Source organism: Candidatus Ulvibacter alkanivorans, from assembly GCF_003333325.1.
GTDB lineage: Bacteria > Bacteroidota > Bacteroidia > Flavobacteriales > Flavobacteriaceae > Ulvibacter_A > Ulvibacter_A alkanivorans.
On sequence record NZ_QOLC01000089.1, the window covers coordinates 191,174 to 209,201 of the forward strand.

Annotated in this window: 19 protein-coding genes and 1 tRNA gene; 8 read left to right on the forward strand and 12 right to left on the reverse strand. The window is 40.5% G+C overall.

Features of this window, described 5'->3' with window-relative positions; translation table 11 throughout:
* Positions 1 to 639 (reverse strand): thymidine kinase, encoded by a 639-nt coding sequence (locus DWA30_RS09745; protein ID WP_114492346.1) that lies wholly within the window; start codon positions 637 to 639, stop codon positions 1 to 3.
* A 100-nt stretch (positions 640 to 739) separates the two neighbouring features.
* Here DWA30_RS09745 and DWA30_RS09750 point away from each other — a divergent pair, with 100 nt between their 5' ends.
* The 4 genes from DWA30_RS09750 to DWA30_RS09765 are packed head-to-tail and all read left to right on the forward strand — an operon-like array spanning position 740 to position 3,210.
* Positions 740 to 1,555, forward strand: coding sequence for a DUF8457 domain-containing protein (locus tag DWA30_RS09750; RefSeq protein ID WP_114492347.1), 816 nt, complete (start codon positions 740 to 742; stop codon positions 1,553 to 1,555).
* Positions 1,556 to 1,600: 45 nt separating this feature from the next.
* A complete protein-coding gene (locus tag DWA30_RS09755) occupies positions 1,601 to 1,957 on the forward strand; it encodes a DoxX family protein (protein ID WP_114492348.1) in 357 nt (118 codons plus the stop codon).
* Between the two features lie 3 nt (positions 1,958 to 1,960).
* The gene (gene rsmI / locus DWA30_RS09760; RefSeq protein ID WP_114492349.1) at positions 1,961 to 2,632 is read left to right on the forward strand and encodes a 16S rRNA (cytidine(1402)-2'-O)-methyltransferase; all 672 of its coding nucleotides are present in this window, start codon (positions 1,961 to 1,963) and stop codon (positions 2,630 to 2,632) included.
* Positions 2,632 to 3,210, forward strand: a complete 579-nt coding sequence (locus tag DWA30_RS09765) for a uracil-DNA glycosylase family protein (RefSeq protein WP_114492350.1) — start codon at positions 2,632 to 2,634, stop codon at positions 3,208 to 3,210. The genes rsmI and DWA30_RS09765 overlap by 1 nt, the downstream gene beginning before the upstream one ends.
* Here DWA30_RS09765 and DWA30_RS09770 read toward each other — a convergent pair.
* The gene (locus DWA30_RS09770; protein ID WP_114492351.1) at positions 3,193 to 3,909 is read right to left on the reverse strand and encodes a toxin-antitoxin system YwqK family antitoxin; all 717 of its coding nucleotides are present in this window, start codon (positions 3,907 to 3,909) and stop codon (positions 3,193 to 3,195) included. The genes DWA30_RS09765 and DWA30_RS09770 overlap by 18 nt on opposite strands.
* Positions 3,910 to 3,915: 6 nt before the next feature.
* Entirely contained in the window at positions 3,916 to 4,506 is a 591-nt protein-coding gene (locus tag DWA30_RS09775) for a carboxymuconolactone decarboxylase family protein (protein ID WP_114492352.1), read from the reverse strand.
* A 195-nt stretch (positions 4,507 to 4,701) separates the two neighbouring features.
* Here DWA30_RS09775 and recJ point away from each other — a divergent pair, with 195 nt between their 5' ends.
* Positions 4,702 to 6,393 (forward strand): single-stranded-DNA-specific exonuclease RecJ, encoded by a 1,692-nt coding sequence (recJ, locus tag DWA30_RS09780; RefSeq protein ID WP_114492353.1) that lies wholly within the window; start codon positions 4,702 to 4,704, stop codon positions 6,391 to 6,393.
* Here the strand turns inward: recJ and DWA30_RS09785 are convergent.
* The 4 genes from DWA30_RS09785 to DWA30_RS09800 all read right to left on the reverse strand — a co-directional run bounded on the left by DWA30_RS09785 (position 6,383) and on the right by DWA30_RS09800 (position 9,610).
* Complete coding sequence (locus DWA30_RS09785; protein WP_114492354.1) at positions 6,383 to 7,141, reverse strand: UDP-2,3-diacylglucosamine diphosphatase; 759 nt, start codon at positions 7,139 to 7,141, stop codon at positions 6,383 to 6,385. The two genes, recJ and DWA30_RS09785, sit on opposite strands and share 11 nt — an antisense overlap.
* A gap of 41 nt (positions 7,142 to 7,182) precedes the next feature.
* Positions 7,183 to 7,632, reverse strand: coding sequence for a 6-pyruvoyl trahydropterin synthase family protein (locus tag DWA30_RS09790; protein ID WP_114492355.1), 450 nt, complete (start codon positions 7,630 to 7,632; stop codon positions 7,183 to 7,185).
* A gap of 121 nt (positions 7,633 to 7,753) precedes the next feature.
* Positions 7,754 to 9,094, reverse strand: a complete 1,341-nt coding sequence (locus DWA30_RS09795) for an MATE family efflux transporter (protein ID WP_114492356.1) — start codon at positions 9,092 to 9,094, stop codon at positions 7,754 to 7,756.
* A 9-nt stretch (positions 9,095 to 9,103) separates the two neighbouring features.
* Positions 9,104 to 9,610, reverse strand: a complete 507-nt coding sequence (locus tag DWA30_RS09800; RefSeq protein WP_114492357.1) for a GNAT family N-acetyltransferase — start codon at positions 9,608 to 9,610, stop codon at positions 9,104 to 9,106.
* Between the two features lie 87 nt (positions 9,611 to 9,697).
* Between DWA30_RS09800 and DWA30_RS13490 the strand changes: the two genes are divergently transcribed.
* The 3 genes from DWA30_RS13490 to DWA30_RS09810 all read left to right on the forward strand — a co-directional run bounded on the left by DWA30_RS13490 (position 9,698) and on the right by DWA30_RS09810 (position 10,551).
* A complete protein-coding gene (locus tag DWA30_RS13490; protein ID WP_245933896.1) occupies positions 9,698 to 9,868 on the forward strand; it encodes a hypothetical protein in 171 nt (56 codons plus the stop codon).
* 155 nt (positions 9,869 to 10,023) lie between these two features.
* Positions 10,024 to 10,368, forward strand: coding sequence for a hypothetical protein (locus DWA30_RS13495; protein WP_245933897.1), 345 nt, complete (start codon positions 10,024 to 10,026; stop codon positions 10,366 to 10,368).
* A 109-nt stretch (positions 10,369 to 10,477) separates the two neighbouring features.
* A tRNA-Ala gene (locus tag DWA30_RS09810) sits at positions 10,478 to 10,551 on the forward strand.
* A gap of 404 nt (positions 10,552 to 10,955) precedes the next feature.
* Here the strand turns inward: DWA30_RS09810 and DWA30_RS09815 are convergent.
* From DWA30_RS09815 to kbl, 5 genes are all read right to left on the reverse strand, one after another.
* On the reverse strand, positions 10,956 to 11,486 hold the full coding sequence (locus DWA30_RS09815; protein ID WP_114492358.1) for a hypothetical protein: 531 nt from the start codon (positions 11,484 to 11,486) through the stop codon (positions 10,956 to 10,958).
* 144 nt (positions 11,487 to 11,630) lie between these two features.
* The gene (locus DWA30_RS09820; protein WP_114492359.1) at positions 11,631 to 12,473 is read right to left on the reverse strand and encodes an alpha/beta hydrolase family protein; all 843 of its coding nucleotides are present in this window, start codon (positions 12,471 to 12,473) and stop codon (positions 11,631 to 11,633) included.
* Positions 12,474 to 15,203 (reverse strand): PD-(D/E)XK nuclease family protein, encoded by a 2,730-nt coding sequence (locus DWA30_RS09825; RefSeq protein WP_114492360.1) that lies wholly within the window; start codon positions 15,201 to 15,203, stop codon positions 12,474 to 12,476.
* Between the two features lie 67 nt (positions 15,204 to 15,270).
* Positions 15,271 to 16,692, reverse strand: coding sequence for an OmpA family protein (locus DWA30_RS09830; protein ID WP_114492361.1), 1,422 nt, complete (start codon positions 16,690 to 16,692; stop codon positions 15,271 to 15,273).
* A 125-nt stretch (positions 16,693 to 16,817) separates the two neighbouring features.
* Positions 16,818 to 18,014 (reverse strand): glycine C-acetyltransferase, encoded by a 1,197-nt coding sequence (gene kbl, locus DWA30_RS09835; RefSeq protein WP_114492362.1) that lies wholly within the window; start codon positions 18,012 to 18,014, stop codon positions 16,818 to 16,820.
* Between the last annotated feature and the right edge of the window lie 14 nt (positions 18,015 to 18,028).

An 18,028-nucleotide genomic window follows, 5' to 3' on the forward strand; every position in this document is an offset into this window, starting at 1 on the left:
TTATGCTTGCTTTTTAGTTGGTAGTTGTTCGGGATCTTGAACATCGATCTTATTTACCTTTTCTCGCAACATGGCTTTAAAGTAAGCAGCGCGACTTAGCGGTTCATACTCTTCGGTTTCACCTAACAGCACCAGATCATCACTCTTAGATTTTCGATAGCTGTAATTGGCCAGGTTTCCTGTACGTGTACATACAGCATGAACTTTTGTTACATATTCGGCCGTGGCCATTAAGGCAGGCATAGGGCCAAATGGATTCCCTTTGAAGTCCATATCCAAACCTGCAACGATGACGCGCACACCACGGTTGGCCAGGTCGTTACACACCTTTACAATTTCATCATCGAAGAATTGTGCTTCATCGATACCAATTACATCACAATTGTCTGCGAGTATCGGGATGTTGGCGGCTGCAGGAACCGGTGTCGACCTAATTTCATTACTGTCGTGAGACACTACTTTGTCTTCGTCGTAGCGAACGTCTACATTTGGCTTAAAGATCTCTACCCGCTGTCTAGCAAATTTTGCACGTTTTAATCGACGGATCAATTCTTCTGTTTTTCCAGAAAACATAGACCCGCAGATCACCTCGATCCAGCCAAATTGCTCTTTCTGATTTACGGTATTTTCTAAAAACATAGGATAGCGTTAAACTAAAACGGAATTACTTGACGTTCTCATTAAGGATGCGTAAATTTATAAAAACAAAATAGAGAAAAAGCGATTAATAATAAAAGTTATGAAGAAGAAACTTCAAGAAGAGATTAAAGACTTGGCTAAGGAGCTATTGGCTTCGGAAGACTCGTTTCAAACTACTACCGTAAAGAAAACTGTAGCTAGATTATACGAGCGACTATCTGTACTTCAATACCTCGAATCTCAACTCGAAGACGATACTTCACCGCAAGTCGTACCTTCAGAAGCTTTAGATTCTAAAAGTTTTCGCGAAGTAAATTGGTTTACCGAACCCGAGCCGGTCCCCCAACCGGAACATAAAGAGGATCTTATCGAGCCATTAATGGAAAAGATCAAAGATATAGTGGCACAAATGCCCGAAGAATCTCAACGAATCGATGATATGCTCGAGGAGGTGCTTCCGAAGAAAAAATACATGAAGAACGATCTTGAAGAATTTGCAGCTACGTATCAACAAACCCCTACGTTTGAACGAAAGGATAGTACCAGTAAATCGTCCACCACCCAAACCAATACGCTCGAAGAAAAACAACCTGCCAAAGGGGGAGAAATTCCGAAGAAAGACGCAAAATTGGTGGATGAACCTATTACCAGCAGTAACCGTCCAAAATCGATAAACGATATAGCTAATTCAGGGCTGTCCATCGGTTTGAACGATCGTCTTGCTTTTATTAAGCATTTGTTCAACAACAATACTGAAGATTACACACGAGTGCTATCGCAAATAAGCACCATGCGCTCTTACGACGAGGCAGCATCATTTATTAAGGCGAAAGTAAAACCCGACTACAATTATTGGCTGCAAAAAGAGGAATATGCCGACCGATTTATGAATATCGTAGAGAAAAGCTTCAATTAAAAAGGGTGGTTTCAAGTGTACAATTGGATCTAAAGAACAACTGATTTGAGAATTCAAAAAATCGTGTACTGGATCGCCACACTCTTGCTGTCGGCACTTATGCTCTATTCGGCAACAATGTATATTACGAATACGGAAGAAGTTCAAGGATATTTTCAACAACTTGATTACCCCGGCTATTTGGTGATACCATTGGCCGTAGCCAAGATAATTGCAATCGTAATCGTGCTATTGAGAAGTAGTAAATGGCTTACCGAATGGGCCTATGCGGGTTTGTTTTTTGATATGGTATTTGCCACATTAGCACATTATCAAGCCAACGATGGCGGTATGACCTTATCTCTAATTGGGATTATTATGTTACTTATTTCTTATTTCTTCGGAAAAGTAGTTCGATATTAGATTATGGGAAAACTCTACCTTGTACCAACACCTATTGGGAATTTAAAAGACATGACCTTTCGTGCGGTTGAAGTACTGCAACAAGTGGATCTTATCTTGGCCGAAGATACAAGAAACAGCGGGAAGCTGCTTAAGCATTTTAACATCAATACTTCCATGCAGTCGCATCATATGCATAACGAGCATAAAACGACTCAAGGCATCGTACAACGCATCTTGGCAGGTGACACCATTGCACTTATTAGTGATGCCGGCACTCCTGCAATTAGCGATCCCGGATTTCTTTTGACACGTGCCTGCGTAGATGCCGGAATAGAAGTTGATTGTTTGCCGGGAGCTACCGCATTCGTGCCTGCTTTGGTGAACAGCGGATTGCCAAACGATAAATTTGTGTTTGAAGGGTTTCTACCTGTAAAAAAAGGAAGACAAACCCGCCTAAAAGTACTAGCAGAAGAATCTCGAACCGTAATACTTTACGAATCTCCACATAAATTAATTAAAACCTTGACGCAGTTTAGCGAATATTTTGGCAGTGATCGAAGTATCTCTGTGTCACGAGAACTTACCAAATTACATGAGGAAACCATACGTGGAACCGTAGTTGAGGTGTTAGCGCATTATGAGAATAAACCACCAAAAGGGGAACTAGTAATCGTTGTAGCCGGAAAGAAATAATGAAAGAGTTGCTCGCTACGATACGCCAATGTACCGTTTGTCAAGAACACCTTCCTTTAGGGCCACGACCTATTGTCGCGGCTAATTCACAATCCAAGATACTTTTAGTGAGTCAAGCGCCGGGAAGAATTGTCCATGAAACCGGAATAGCTTGGAATGACCAAAGCGGAAAAAAATTAAGAGCGTGGTTGGGAGTTGATGAGAACGTATTTTACGATCCTTCAAATTTTGCGATTCTTCCTATGGGTTTCTGTTATCCCGGAAAAGGCAAGACCGGCGATCTCCCTCCTCGAAAAGAATGTGCCCCTTTATGGCATGAGGAAGTACTTTCAGAAATAAAGGATCACAAATTAATGTTGCTAATAGGTGCGTATGCCACACAGTATTACCTGCCCAAAGAGCCTAAGAATCTAACCGAGAAAGTAAGGTCGTATTCAGATTATCTTCCGAAGTATTGGCCATTACCGCACCCTTCGCCCGTTAACAGGTTTTGGCGTACTAAGAATCCGTGGTTCGAAACCTCGGTTGTTCCCATGCTCCAAGAATATGTGCAATCGATCTTAAGGAGTGATGCGTAGCATGCCCAAATAGTAAGCGGCGGTTTGAGGGTCTATTTGAGCGTTCACTATTTCGACAATCTCAAAATTAGTATCGAACACATAGAACTCTGGTGTTTCTTCTTTTGTTTTTTTACCTAAGATAAGTTCGATATTCTGAAAGTTATCGTATTTCATAATGATCTCGAACGTTTCGTCCTCGATCTCCTTTTCGTAGATGCTCATTAACTGTTGATCGTTACGATACATATGATCATAGGCGACCCCATCTACCGTTTCCATGACACGGGATTTTTTACCGTTCGCATCGTATTCTATTTCGGCACTATTGATCTTACCATTCTTGTAAGCGGTTTCATATTTTAAGACACCACTTGGATAGTACGAAAAATAAGGACCGTCCAAATAGCTGTGCTTATACGATTTTTGAGTGTCAATACTTCCATTTTTACCGTATTCAATATGAACTCCGTGTAAAAATCCTTTTTTGATCTGAAATTCTTCATACAGTTCGCCATCGCGTAAGACCACATAATGCCCATTCATTATTTCATTATCGGTAGTAACATATCCTCTTCGATCCTTCTTATCGATCACGTATCGGTAATCATTATAATCGATGGTCTGTTTACTCAAACTTTTTACTTCATCGACTACATCAACAATATTATTACACGAGCATAGGCACAAAATGCACAGCGAGTAAAGGATGTTTTTCATAATGTATTATTTATGTTTTCCGGGTTCCCAACCGTGTTTCCCCAAATACTGTTCTCCACTTTCTACAGCTCCATCCTCAATGCTGGTTCCCATAGAATCGTTCCATCTATTAAGATATCCAAATAAGGAGATAACGCCTAACATTTCAACGATCTCGCCTTCCGTCCAATGTTCGTAAAGTCGATCTTTAATGGTGTCATCTACTGCATTTGGAACTTGCGAGGCCGCTAAAGAAAAGTCTAAGGCAGCACGCTCCGCCTCCGAAAAAGAAGGGTGTGTTCTATATTCCCAAATATTGTCTAATTGTTCTTGTTCTGCCCCATATCGTTCGGCGGCTCGAATGGCATGTGCTTGACAATACCTACATCCCGTGGCATTGCTGCTAACCCAAGCAATCATCCTTTTTAATGCGGAAGTAACGTTTCCTTGATTGTCCATAACCGCTTTATTAAGGTTAATAAACGCTTTGCTAATAGCCGGGCGGTGCTGCATGGTGAGTACACTATTTGGGCAAAATCCTAGTGTTTCGTTAAAGAATTCAGCGAGCATTCGAGTGTCTGCATCATGATCTGGAGACAACGGTTTTACTAATGGCATGTTCTTATAAATTGGTGAAGTCCGAAAGTACAAATTCCAATTGAATTATAAATTCTTAATAGTTGTTTCTGAAAAAATAGGTTATCATTTAAGGGTTTATTTCTGAAACAAATTTGTAAATTTACATTCTTCTTCTTCCCATAGCTGCTGAAAATATTGCGAGCTATTTTCTACAGTAGAAATAACATAGATACTATGCGTTGGACCCTGAAACCGAAACCGGATCCTAAAAAAATTGCAACTCTTTCCGAAGCACTTGGAGTAGATACCACCATTGCCTCACTGTTGCTACAGCGAGGAATCGAAACTTTTGAAGCTGCAAAAAAATTCTTCCGCCCTTCACTTGATGATCTTCACGATCCATTCTTAATGAAAGATATGGATGTAGCAGTTGAACGCATTGAACAAGCTATAAAAGCAGAAGAGAATATCTTGATCTATGGCGACTACGATGTAGATGGTACAACTAGTGTTGCCCTAGTTTCATCGTACTTAAAAACCTACTATCCTAATGTAGCGACCTATATCCCCGACAGGTATGACGAGGGGTACGGAGTGTCATACCAAGGAATTGATTTTGCGCATGACAATGGGTTTTCACTTATTATCGCCTTAGACTGTGGCATCAAAGCAATCGATAAGGTAGCCTATGCTTCGGAAAAAGAAATAGACTTCATAATTTGCGACCATCACCGCCCCGGACCAGCGTTGCCTAAGGCGACTGCCGTTCTAGATCCGAAGCGTGAGGATTGTGAATATCCGTACAAGGAACTTTGTGGTTGTGGTGTGGGGTTCAAACTAATTCAAGCACTTTCAGAAAATCGTGGATTAACCATACATGATCTTCTCCTATACTTAGACCTGGTGGCAACGGCCATTGGGGCGGATATCGTTCCTATTACAGGAGAAAATCGAATATTGGCGTATTATGGACTAAAAGTGATCAATTCGAATCCGCGTATCGGACTTCAAGCGATCCTGCAACAATTAAAAAAAGAATCGCTTACCATAACCGATGTAGTATTTATAATCGCGCCTCGCATAAATGCCGCCGGTCGAATGAAACACGGTAATCATGCAGTTCAATTGCTCACGGTAACCAATTTAAAAGATGCGAATGATTGGGCAACGGAAATTGAAAAATACAATACCGACCGAAGAGCAGCAGACCAATCGATAACGGAAGAAGCGCTAGAACAGATCACCGCAAATAAAGAAGAAAAGCGACATACCACTGTGGTATACGATGAAAACTGGCACAAAGGAGTAATAGGTATCGTGGCGTCTCGACTTATAGAAACGTACTATCGCCCTACTTTAGTGTTTACTAATAGTGGTGAAAAACTTGCAGCTTCGGCGCGATCGGTAAAAGGATTTGATGTCTACAATGCACTGGAGCAATGTTCCGATTATATAGAACAATTTGGCGGCCATAAATATGCTGCCGGGCTTACATTACTTGAAAAGGATTATGAAGGGTTCAAGGCACAGTTCGAACGCGTGGTCGCCGAAACCATGGATCCTAATTTGCGAACTCCCGAAATAAGCATTGATGCCGAACTGAACCTCATAGACATCACACCAAAGTTCTATCGTATATTGAAGCAATTTGCTCCTTTTGGGCCTGGAAATATGGCTCCTGTGTTTATGTCAAGCAGTTTGAGAGATACCGGATACGGTAAATGTGTTGGCGAGGATAAAAGCCATCTGCGGTTGACAGTGCGGCAAGGTAACTCACCTCAATTTGTGGGTATAGGTTTTGGAATGGGTGATAAGCACGAGATTGCGTGTACGGGAAAATTGTTTAAAGCAGCGTATGTGCTAGACGAGAACGAATGGCAAGGAAATGTTAGCCTTCAATTGCGTTTAAAGGACGTTAAGGCTTAAATTCTTTTAATTCGAATTTTGTACCATCGAATACACCATAGGTATAATGACTAATCCAATCACCAAGATTAAAATAGGTAGATGACTCGTTCAGTTTAATTTCCATAGGGAGATGGCGGTGGCCAAAAACAAAATAATCGAAGTGTTGGGATTCCAATCTTCTTCTGGCATATTGTGCCAACCATTCGTTTTCTTCACCTAAGAATTTTTTATCCTCATCGCCTGAGATCATTTTGTTCTTAACAGAAAGATATTGCGCTAATCGCATGCCTAATTCGGGGTGGAACCAGCGAAACATCCAGTTGAATACCGGATTTGTGAATATTTTTTTCATCCGCTTGTATCCCTTGTCACCCGGACCTTTTCCATCGCCATGACCAATTAGAAAGTGCTTGTTGTTAAATACAAATTCTTTGGGTTCACGGTAAATAGGGATGTTAAGTTCAGTTTCGAAATAATCCCGCATCCAGAGATCGTGATTACCCACAAAAAAATGAATAGGGATCCCGGCATCACTTAATTCAGCTAGTTTTCCTAATACACGAACAAACCCTTTGGGCACGACTGTTTTATATTCGAACCAAAAGTCGAAGAGATCACCCAGTAAGAAAATAGCTGCTGCATCATCTTTGATGGTATCCAGCCATTTAACGAATTTTATTTCACGTGGCAGGCTTTCTTCTCGAGTAGGAGCGCCGAGATGATTATCACTTGAGAAGTATATTTTTTTTCCTTGCGGGATCTGCATGCTGTAAATATAGGGAAATGCCGTTTTACGTATGTAACGATTTAATTATCGCTAGCGAACCACTCGGCGTAGCTGGTGGCAGTTTCCTGAAGTTTTAATGAATGTAAGCTAATATTTTGAGGGAGTCTAGCTTTTATTTTTTCTGAAAAATCGATGACCATCATTTCACTTGTAGGTTGGTAATTTACTAAAAGCACGTTATGTCCTCGATTCTTTAATTCTTGTGCGAGATCTACATGGGGTGTGTTCTTATTAAAAACTGTAGCATGGTCGAAGACATCCACGATCTCTTCTTTTACGATCTTTTTTAAATCACTAAAATCGATCACCATCCCAAATTTTACGTGATCTGTGTCATTTATTGGCTGCCCGATTACTGTTACCGACAACTTATAACTGTGCCCATGTACATTTCGACATTTCCCGTCGTAGCCATATAGTGCGTGACCGGTTTCAAAAGAAAATTGTTTTGTGATACGAATGTTGCTCATCTTCGTTTTTTAAACTTGTTGTACAAAACCACAATAATCAATAACAGCCCTAAAAGTAAAAACAGCCCGTTACCACTAAGAAATCGTAGAATATCCATTGTACAAATTTTTGTAAATGTATTTAATTTTCAACTAAAGGAATGTATTTACGCTTGAATTTAATTACGAGCGCCAAGGCTCTATACGCCACCCAAACGATCAAAGCCAACCATATTCCAATGAGCCCCCAGTCTAAATACAAACTACCGTATAGCACCGGTATGAACCCAAATAGTGTCGCACCTAAAAGTACATTCCGAAGATAGCCCATTTCACCAAGACCTTTAAAGATAGAATCTAAGGTAAATGCCATAGCATTAAATGGTAAGCAAATGAGGACCATAAAGAACATTCCGTAGAAAATAGTAAGCACCTCAGGATCTTTGTTAAAGAGTAGTCCTAATGGGTTGTACAGTAAAAATCCGAGTCCCATTAAAATACCGGCGATACATATATTGTAAAGATTTACTTTCTTTGTTAGACGCCACAAGTCGTGGAAGTTTCGTTCGCCTAGCAATTTACCCCCTAAGATATTACCTGCAGCACCATATCCGTCGAGAAAAAATGCCGTGAAAATCCAAATATTAAAAGCGATGGTATGGGCCGCAATGTAGTTAGTGCCAAGTCCGGTTGCTTCACGTGTAGCAAGGAACAAGGCGGTATTCAAGGCGACAGAGCGCAGGAACAAATTAAGGCTCATAGCGACCAATCTGTTGATCTCTGGATGCAACGGAAATCGCAGCCGTAAAGAGACTTCGGTTTTCTTCAGAAGAAAAATGAGGGCTAGGATGGCCATCACGCTTTGTGAGATTAAACTGGCCCAAGCAGCACCTTCTAGGTCCATAGCAGGAATAAATCCGTCGATTCCATACACTAAAGCGAAGTCCAACCCAATATTCAAACCGGCGCCCAGTCCGGCGATTACCATAGGCCAGAATGTATTCTGCAATCCGCGGAAAAGCCCGAAGACCGCAAAAGTGAATAAAGTTAGTGGAAATCCCCAAACGCGAATATTGTAGTACTGAATACTAAAATCTAATATGATTCCTTCCGCATTAAAAAGTTGAAAGATCTCCTCTACAAAGAAATACGTAGAGACCAATACAATGATACTTAAACCAATATTGAAATAGATCGCTTGTGCGGGGAAGCTATCCAGATCCTTTAATTTACCGGCTCCCAGATTCTGTGAGACAATGGCCGAGATGGCACTTCGAGTTTGTCCTAAGATCCAGATGAGGGCCGAAAGAAACGTTCCAACTATTCCCACAGCCGCCAAGGATTCCGTGCCATAGTCGGCTATGTTTCCAACAACAGCTGCATCGGTACTGGAAAGCACCGGCTCTGCGATTCCGGCCACAATAGCCGGCAGCGCCAGTTGTTGAATACGCTTAAAGGAGATATTGGTTTTACCTGATTTCAAGTGGCAAAATTACTTCTTTAGAATCAATTCGTAGCAATAAAAAGGGTGTTCACTTTGCTTCGGAAAAAAAATGTTGCCCAAGCGTTTATATCCTCGAGCTTCATAAAAGCGTTGATTACGTTTATTTTGACTAAAGGTATCCAAGCGAATGGAAGTGACTTCATCTTCCTGTGCTTTAGCTTCAGCAAAATCCATTAGTTTTTTGGCGTATCCATTGTTTTGATGATCCGGATGAACGGCTAGGCGATGAATGTAGTAATTATTTACATCCGGTGTAAGCCAAGTAACGCTTTCGTATTCCCTATCTTTTTCCGAAGAGATCACTATGCTACCAATTAATGCGTTCTCTTTGAGCAACACATAGAGTTCATCTCTATCTAGATCTTTTCTGAAGGCTTCTAAACTGGGATAGTGCTCATTCCACTGATAGATACCTAAGTGATTCATTTTGGCGGCACAGGCCTTAGTAATTGATATAATTTTCTCAATTTCTGAAGGTTTCGCTTTCCGAATCATATAGCTGGATTAATTTTGCAGTTGGAATAAATATACACTTTTGGGATGAAAAATATATTGGTACCGGTTGGGTCTGCATAAAATTCAGTGAGCAACTTACAATATGCAATCGATCTCGCACAAGAGACCGAAGCGTATATTCATGTTATCTCCGTGTTTCAGGAGGTATCGAAAGTAGGAGGGCTCTCCAACGTAAATACCATTATTAAAGAGGATACCGAGAATCGCTTGAACGAAGTGCTTTCTCAAGTAGATTGAAAAGGAGTGACGGTAATTGCACATCCAATAAAAGGGGGAGTGTTAGAAAGTATTGACCGATTTAATAAGCATGTTCCATAGATCTTTAGGTCTTGTCACCTAGAAGTAGCTGCATTTGCGAAGAGGTTTATTGAGGCAATACGTCCGGTAAGATCATGAAGCAGACCAATATTCCAATTTTAGTAGTTCCGGAGGGAGCCAAATTTGAACAGCCATCAGCCATATTAATGGCTTTTAAGAACGGAACGTTTAAAAAGAACCGTACCTTAGAACCTGTTCGACAGTTTGTAAAACAGTTTGGTGCCGAAGTGAAAGTGCTGCACGTGGAAACCCCTGAAAGTATCCAAGAAATGAGACATGTAAGCGGTAAATTAGAAAAGCTCTATGATTCGTATACCAAAACTGAAAACGCAACTACTTTCCAAGCGGTATTAGAACATTTTCAGCGAAATAATCGAGATATTTTGTGTGTAGTACGCCGTAAACGAAGATTCTTTTAAGAAACTCTGGGAAAAGAATGTTGTGTTAAAAAAAGAATTTCATACAAGTAAACCCTTATTGGTTTTGCAGGTACAAGATTAATTTTATTATATTCGCCATTCCATTTTTGGGGCATTAGCTCAGCTGGCTAGAGCGCTACGCTGGCAGCGTAGAGGTCATCGGTTCGACTCCGATATGCTCCACAGGAGAATAAGCAACACTAGCGTGTTGCTTTTTTTGTTGTACAAAATATCGGAGTGAGAGGTAGTTGTTTGTAAAAAAATGCAAGCCCCAATTAGGCTTGCATTCTAATCCTTAGTTCGAGTTACTTTCTTTTCAAATGTTCGTACGCTTTAAGGTCTTGTAAATAGGCTTCCAATTGAGCTTGCGTCGGATTCCCTTTTAATACTTTGCGCCAGTGGCACCTTAAAGTTATAATATGTGTTTTACTATGCATATCAATTTGTTATGATACAAATATCACAAACAAACAAGTGCAAGTAAAGAGGGAAACCGTCCTTTTTGATATAGGATTTTCCCTTAAATGTAAATCCCCGGGTTATTAACAACCCAGGGACCTATAGATTAAACGATAGGCTAACTGTTTTTAATTACAAACCTCAAACATCATAGCCCAGCTGTTGCCTCCAATTGATTCCCCGGCACCCCACGCGGTTTCTTCGTCTCCGGTTACAGTATTAACAACTACAGCATGTGCTGCTACGTAGACACAATCTCCAGGTGCAATACCCGGAACAGTAATTGGGGCATCGGTAGTTCCAGCAGGATAGGTAGCTTTATAAGGAAAGCGACCAATTTTAGGGTTTCCACCACCGTTGGTTGGTAAATCTTCTAATGGCCCCACAAATAAATGTATTTCTTCAATTTCCCAATCTCCTTCAGTTATATAGGAAACCGTTGTAGATCCATTGTCTTCAGATATATTGACGATGCCCGCCAAAGTATGTTGACCGGCCATTAGATCTGTTTGGTAAATGGTACTGTTTGGGTCACTGGTCGTATCACCTCCGATCTCAATAATAAAATTAGCGTCGGTGGCTTCTAATGTTTCTTGCTCTGGTGAGCAGCCAATACATAGCGCAATTAGTAGCGCAAATAGCGTAAATTTAGTTTTCATAAGTAGGTAGTTTTTAGGTTATTGATCGCTAAATATACAAATAAGTTTCATTTTAACGAATAAAAATGCATTTTATCGATAAAATGATATAAATAAAGAATAAGTGTTAATTTATTTTTATGTGGCCGGAGACTCAGTTGAAGGCTACTTAAAAAAGCTGATAGTGCTTTCTACTACATCTAGCAATGCTTCAGGCATCTGCTCTTTATTCCAAGGATGCTTAGCATTAAAAACGTGATCTGCTCCGGAGATTATTTTGAGAACGCTATTGTCGTTCCAATCGTGCAGTGCTTCGGCTTCGTAGGTCGAAAGTGTAGTATCTGCATCGCCGTGAAGAATAAGTTGAGGTATCTCTAATGTTGAAACTGCATTTTTTATGGTAAGGCGCTCTTCATTAGCTATAAAATCCTCATAGAACTGCCATTTTAAAGGCATTTTTTGATTGGTGCGCAGGTTGTCCACATACATGAGACCGGAATCTTTCCAGTGTGAAAAATCACGCGAACCTTCTTTAAAACGTGTTTTGAAATCACTTACTCCTGCCCATGTCGCTACTTTTTTAACCGAGTCATTTTCAGAAGCAATAATGAGTGCTATACCACCGCCACGACTGTGCCCAATTAAATTAATGTTCGAGAAATCACCAGAATTACTATATTTTTCCGAAGAACTTACATGCGCAATGACCCGTTCGAGATCGTTGAGTTCTATGCTGTAATTATTGTTTGAGAACGCTTCGAGGTCTGGAAAATCAATAGGTTGCTCTACCGTGCCGCCATTATGAGAGAAGTTGAACTTGATAAAGAAGAATCCTGCTTCAGCAAATCGTTTGGCCACTAGCTCCCATGGACCCCAGTCTTTAAACCCTTTAAAACCATGACAGAAAAGCACCACCGGTTTAGGCGTATCAGTGGAGGTATGGTATATGTCGTATACCATAGGTTTTTTGTCTTTACTTTCTAACAGCTGGTTCTTTTTTACGATCATTTATTCAATTTCTTTCTCGATAAACGGTTTGTTTTGGTCGCAAATTTCCAAGATCAATTTTTTTAGTTCTTCTGTAAAAAGCGCAATCTCGGCTGGCGTAATCGTGGTGTCTTTCGTTCTAGACTTGGAATGCTCTTTTACTGCAAAAGGTAAAAAGCCACTTCCTAAGTTTTTAAACGAAATGATTCCTGCTTGGACCTTCTTCGCATTCAATTCATGTTGCATCATACTCGCATATGCCAAGACTTGAAAAGCCTTACTATACGCATACTCTTGTGTTAGCACGTTCCAGTCTGAAATAGCAAGATCTCCTTGTTTTACGTACCCCGATTTGTAATCTATAATACGCAGGGTGTCATTGTATTGGTCCACACGATCTACCTTACCGCCTACATAAACCGGAAAATCGAATTCAGGAATCGATACTTCCAGTTTTAGTGTATCTTCTATACGAAGTATCTTGATGGTATTTCCTGCTCTTAGTTCAGCACGCTCAAAATCGATAAAATTCGAAATATAACGTTTGGCTACTTCAAAGATAAGAAGATTCTTCCCTTTTGTAAAGGTTCCACTTTTATAGCTCTTGGTGAATTCTTGGGTTACAATCGCATTGATATCTTTCTTCAATGCAACTAAGTTTTCTTCTGTGAGTAAGGTTCCTTTTAAGGGTGAATAGAGAACTTCGAGACTGTCGTGGACAATAGTACCCAAGGTGTTCGCAGCTACTGTTTCTTCAACTTCGTCGGCTTCATCGAGTCGTAAAATTTTCTGAAAGTAGAAGTCGATCGGGTTGCGTATGTACGAGGTAAGGGCAGAGGGCGAAAACCCTTTGGCCGCTATCTCTCGTAAACGCTCCATTAGAAGTTCTGTTTTTTCAATTTGTTTTGCACCCTTGTTTTTTAAATGGATTTTGGGTGTTACGCTCAACTGTTCAATAGTATGATTTGGCTGTTTTTCAATTTCCAATTGCAGTAGGAAGCGACTTTTTTCGCCTGTATTTATTCCTTCGGAATGCGTATTGTATAGAAAATAAAGCTCGTTGGACCGATGTAGCAATCGGTAGAAATGATATGCATATACGGCATCCTTTTCGGTAAACAGTGGCAAATCGAACTGCTTTTTTAGATCGTAGGTAATAAAAGAAGCATTCGACTTTCCGGCAGGGAGAATACCTTCGTTTACTGAAGTCATGATAACCGTTTCAAAATCCAACACTCGAGTTTCGAGTATTCCCATAATTTGAAGCCCTTGATAGGCATCTCCTTGGAAATCTAATGTGGTCGTCACAATAAGTTCAGAAAAGAGTCCGTGAACGGTTTTAAGCGTTTCTAGATGTTTATAAGTAGTATTGAGAACTTTTAATTGTTCAAACACCTTGTGTAGCTCGAATAATACGATTCTGGAAATAAGCTGCTCTTGAAACGAACCTTTTAAAATCGTTACAAGTTGTAAACAGTTGGATATAGCGATATTACTTTGGTTTTCCCAGTTTCCAAATACTAATTCTAAGGTGTTTTTATTCTTTTCTTCGGAAGCTTGCAGCAAGTAGTCTAAGGTAAAATGTGTGGCATTATCTAGGTGTATCTTCTTGACCAAATCAGTTGCATTGGATACTAAGGTGCTTCCCATGGGATGGTTTAAGATCCCTAGCACATCTTTGTAATATAGCGTATCGGTTCGCCTAGTATGGAAAGCCAATAACAGGTCGAAGAATGTAGTAGCGGGGAAAGATACTAACGCAACTCCCATGGTTATATTCACATTCGTAATGTTTGCCGGGAGAGACTGCAGCAATGGATTTAGTAAATTCTCATCGGCTAAAACCACAGCCGTCTTTTCCAGTTGCTCTTCAGACAATTGCGAAAGGATTTCACCAACATATTTCGCTTGCCCTACTTGTTTTTGAACTTCGATCAACTTGCATTTCTTTTCACCACTATAATGGTTTCTAATGTGTTGAAAGGGCTGTTCTTGAAAATACTTCCAATTGTTCTTATAGTCTCTCAAGAACAAGCTCGCACTGTGTTTACTGTCATCCAATAAGGTTGCATCTGCATCCCAGTAAATTTCACTATTACCCGTTTCTAACAATTCCTGAATGATATGTTGCTCTGCGGTGTTTAAGGCGTTAAAACCAATAAAAACGTGTGGTTTATCACCATGCGATGCAACATAATGCTGAATGTTCTTAGCGGCTTGTCTATAAACGAGCCCTTGGTATCCAATTGCTTCAGATAGTAATTGTTGTTTTAAGTTGGTATAGAACTCAAACAAACTATTCCAGAAGCCTAAATAATTTTGAACGAGCTCGGTTTGCTCGTCTTGCACATTCCATTTTTCGAGCGTCTTAATACTGCCTAGATAATTGAAAAATGCTTCAGGCGGAACAAGGTAGCGGTCTACTTCATTAAAATCGTTGAGAAGGGTATTGATCCATGTGGTATAGGTTTCGAATGCTTCTTTTTCGACAAAAGCTTCCGTAGCGAGATACGCTTCATAGCTTTTAAAGATTAGAGAAGTGGTGTCAACGATCTTAAGATCGGACAAAGTTTCGATGAACTCCTCTATGCTAATAATGGCTGGAGCGAAGGTCGTTTTATCGGCATGTTTCCGAAGAAAATACTGTAGAAATCCACCGGCTCGTTTGCTGGGAAGAATTATGGTTAGCTTGGATAGATCTTGGTGCTTTTCTTTAAGCGTAAACAGGATCTCTTCTAAAAAGGTATGCATACCTTAAAAATAAGAAACGCCCCCGAAATTCGGAGGCGTTTCTAACTATTTATTTAGAATGTGCTGATTAGTTGTCCTTATCTAAGGAAATCTCAACACGTCTGTTTTGCTGTCTTCCGGCTGCTGTGTTATTCGTAGCAACTGGTCGCTCTTCACCGTATCCTTCAGAAGTCAATCTGTTTGCAGGAATACCGATAGTAGTTAAGTAAGTCATTACAGATGAAGCTCTTCTCTTAGAAAGGTCCATGTTGTATGCATCACTACCTCTACTGTCTGTGTGACCTTCGATATGGAAGGTAGAGTTCGGGTATTCTTTCATGATATCGGCGATACTCTGAAGTGCAGAGTAAGACTCTTGACGGATAGTAGCTTTATCGTAGTCGAATAAGATCGTTTTAGAGTACTCATTCAATTGTTCGATAATCTCTACAGTTACCTCTGGACAACCATCGTTAGCAACAGTTCCAGGTACGTCAGGACACTGATCGTCCTTATCTAGTACACCGTCACCATCTCTATCTGGCCAAGGACAACCGTTGTTAGCTGCAGGTCCAGCTTCGTTAGGACACTCATCTTCAGCGTCAGTGATACCATCACCATCAGCATCTGGACATCCGTTCAATGCTGGAAGACCAGCTACTGTAGGACATGCATCTTGAGGATCTGGAATACCATCACCGTCTGTATCAGGACATCCGTTGAATTCTGCTAAACCAGGAGTATTTGGACAAGCATCGTTTCTGTCTTCGATACCGTCACCGTCTGTATCAGGACATCCGTTGAATTCTGGAAGACCAGGAGTCTCAGGACATTCATCTTCGTTATCGTAGATACCGTCACCATCAGTATCTTTTCCACCAAACTGGAATGTTACACCAGCAGAGTGTTGGAAATGCTGAATACCATAAGAGTCTTCGAAAGCGTACTTATACGTAGACTGAAGGCTTACTGCAAAATTTTCAGCTAACCAGATACGAACACCAGCAATACCGTTTGCGGTACCAAATCCGATGTCGTCAACCCAAGTATAACCACCACCAACTCCAAGGGTAGGATCAAACCATCCACCAGGACCATTGATAAGGTCTCTAAAGCTATATTCAATTTCACCATCGGCACTGTAGTAGCTAAGCTCTCCACCAGAGAACGGCCCTACTTGACCTCCTGTACGAACGTCTCCTAATTTCTCGATACGGTTGATAGTACCAACTGCAGAGAAAACAAATCCACTACCGATATAACGGCTAATAGATAATTTAGAAACTGAAGGAAGAATGTTCCAATGATCGTTTAGGTTGAAATATTCGTCAAAAAGCTCTCCCTTGGTTGAAGCGGGAAGTCTTCCTTTGTCGTCAATTCCAACAGGGTAAACATCAACTGCGTTTACACCAATTTCAATTGCCCAAGGATTATTTTCGTCTTGCGCATTTGCTACGCCTACCCCAATAAGTAGTAGTGCAGCAACTAAAATACTGTTAAGATGTTTCATATTCGATTGTTTAATTTTTAAGTGTTAATTAGAGCAAAAGTAAGTTGTTAAAACTTATAAACAAAAGCAAATCTATTAAATTTTTCCTAAAAACCATGCGTTTCGAGCGCAAAAAAGATTAGTTGTTAGTCAATAATTTCCAATCTTTTACCCACTTTTATAAAGGCATTTATTGCTTTGTCTAAATGTTCTTTTGTATGTGCTGCCGACAATTGTACTCGTATTCTTGCTTTGCCTTTTGGCACTACCGGATAAAAGAATCCAATCACGTATATTCCCTCTTCCAATAGCATATCTGCCATGGTTTGAGATAATTTCGCATCGTACAACATCACCGGCACAATAGCCGAATCCCCATCAATAATGTCGAAACCGGCTTCTTTAATACCTTTTTTAAAATATGCTGTGTTCTCTTCTAGGGTGTCACGTAATTCGGTATTAGTAGACAACATATCGAAAACCTTTATTGCACCGCCTACAATAGCAGGGGCCAACGAATTTGAGAACAAATAAGGACGTGATCGCTGTCGCAATAGTTCAATAATTTCCTTTTTTCCGGTTGTATAACCTCCCATCGCACCACCCATGGCCTTGCCTAAGGTTCCTGTAATGATATCTATTCGACCCATTACATTCTTTTCTTCTAAAGTACCGCGTCCTGTTTCTCCAATAAACCCTGTTGCATGACATTCATCGATCATTACCATGGCATCGTATTGCTCTGCCAGATCACAAATTTTATCTAATGGCGCTACCAGCCCGTCCATGGAAAATACACCATCTGTAACTATGATCTTAAAGCGCGCACCCTTTTCGTTCGCTGCTTTTAGCTGTTTCTCGAGATCTTCCATGTTGCTGTTCTCGTAGCGGTATCGTGCGGCTTTACACAAACGAACACCATCTATAATCGATGCGTGGTTCAATGAATCGGAAATGATAGCATCCTCCGGACCTAAAAGGGGTTCAAACACACCACCATTGGCATCAAAGGCTGCAGCATATAATATGGTGTCTTCCGTTTGATAGAATTCGGCGATCTTCGCTTCCAATTCTTTATGAATGTCTTGTGTACCACATATAAAACGTACCGAGGACATTCCGAAGCCATGAGAATCCATAGCATCTTTCGCTGCCTGGATCACGTCTTTATGCGACGAAAGCCCTAAATAGTTGTTCGCACAAAAATTGATCACTTCTTCTCCTGTAGCGATCTTGATAACCGCATCTTGTGGAGAGGTGATAATGCGTTCTTTTTTGTAGAGTCCGTTGTCTTTTATATCCTGAAGTTCTTCTTGCAGGTGTTCTTTTATTTTTCCGTACATAGGTTGATTTTTAA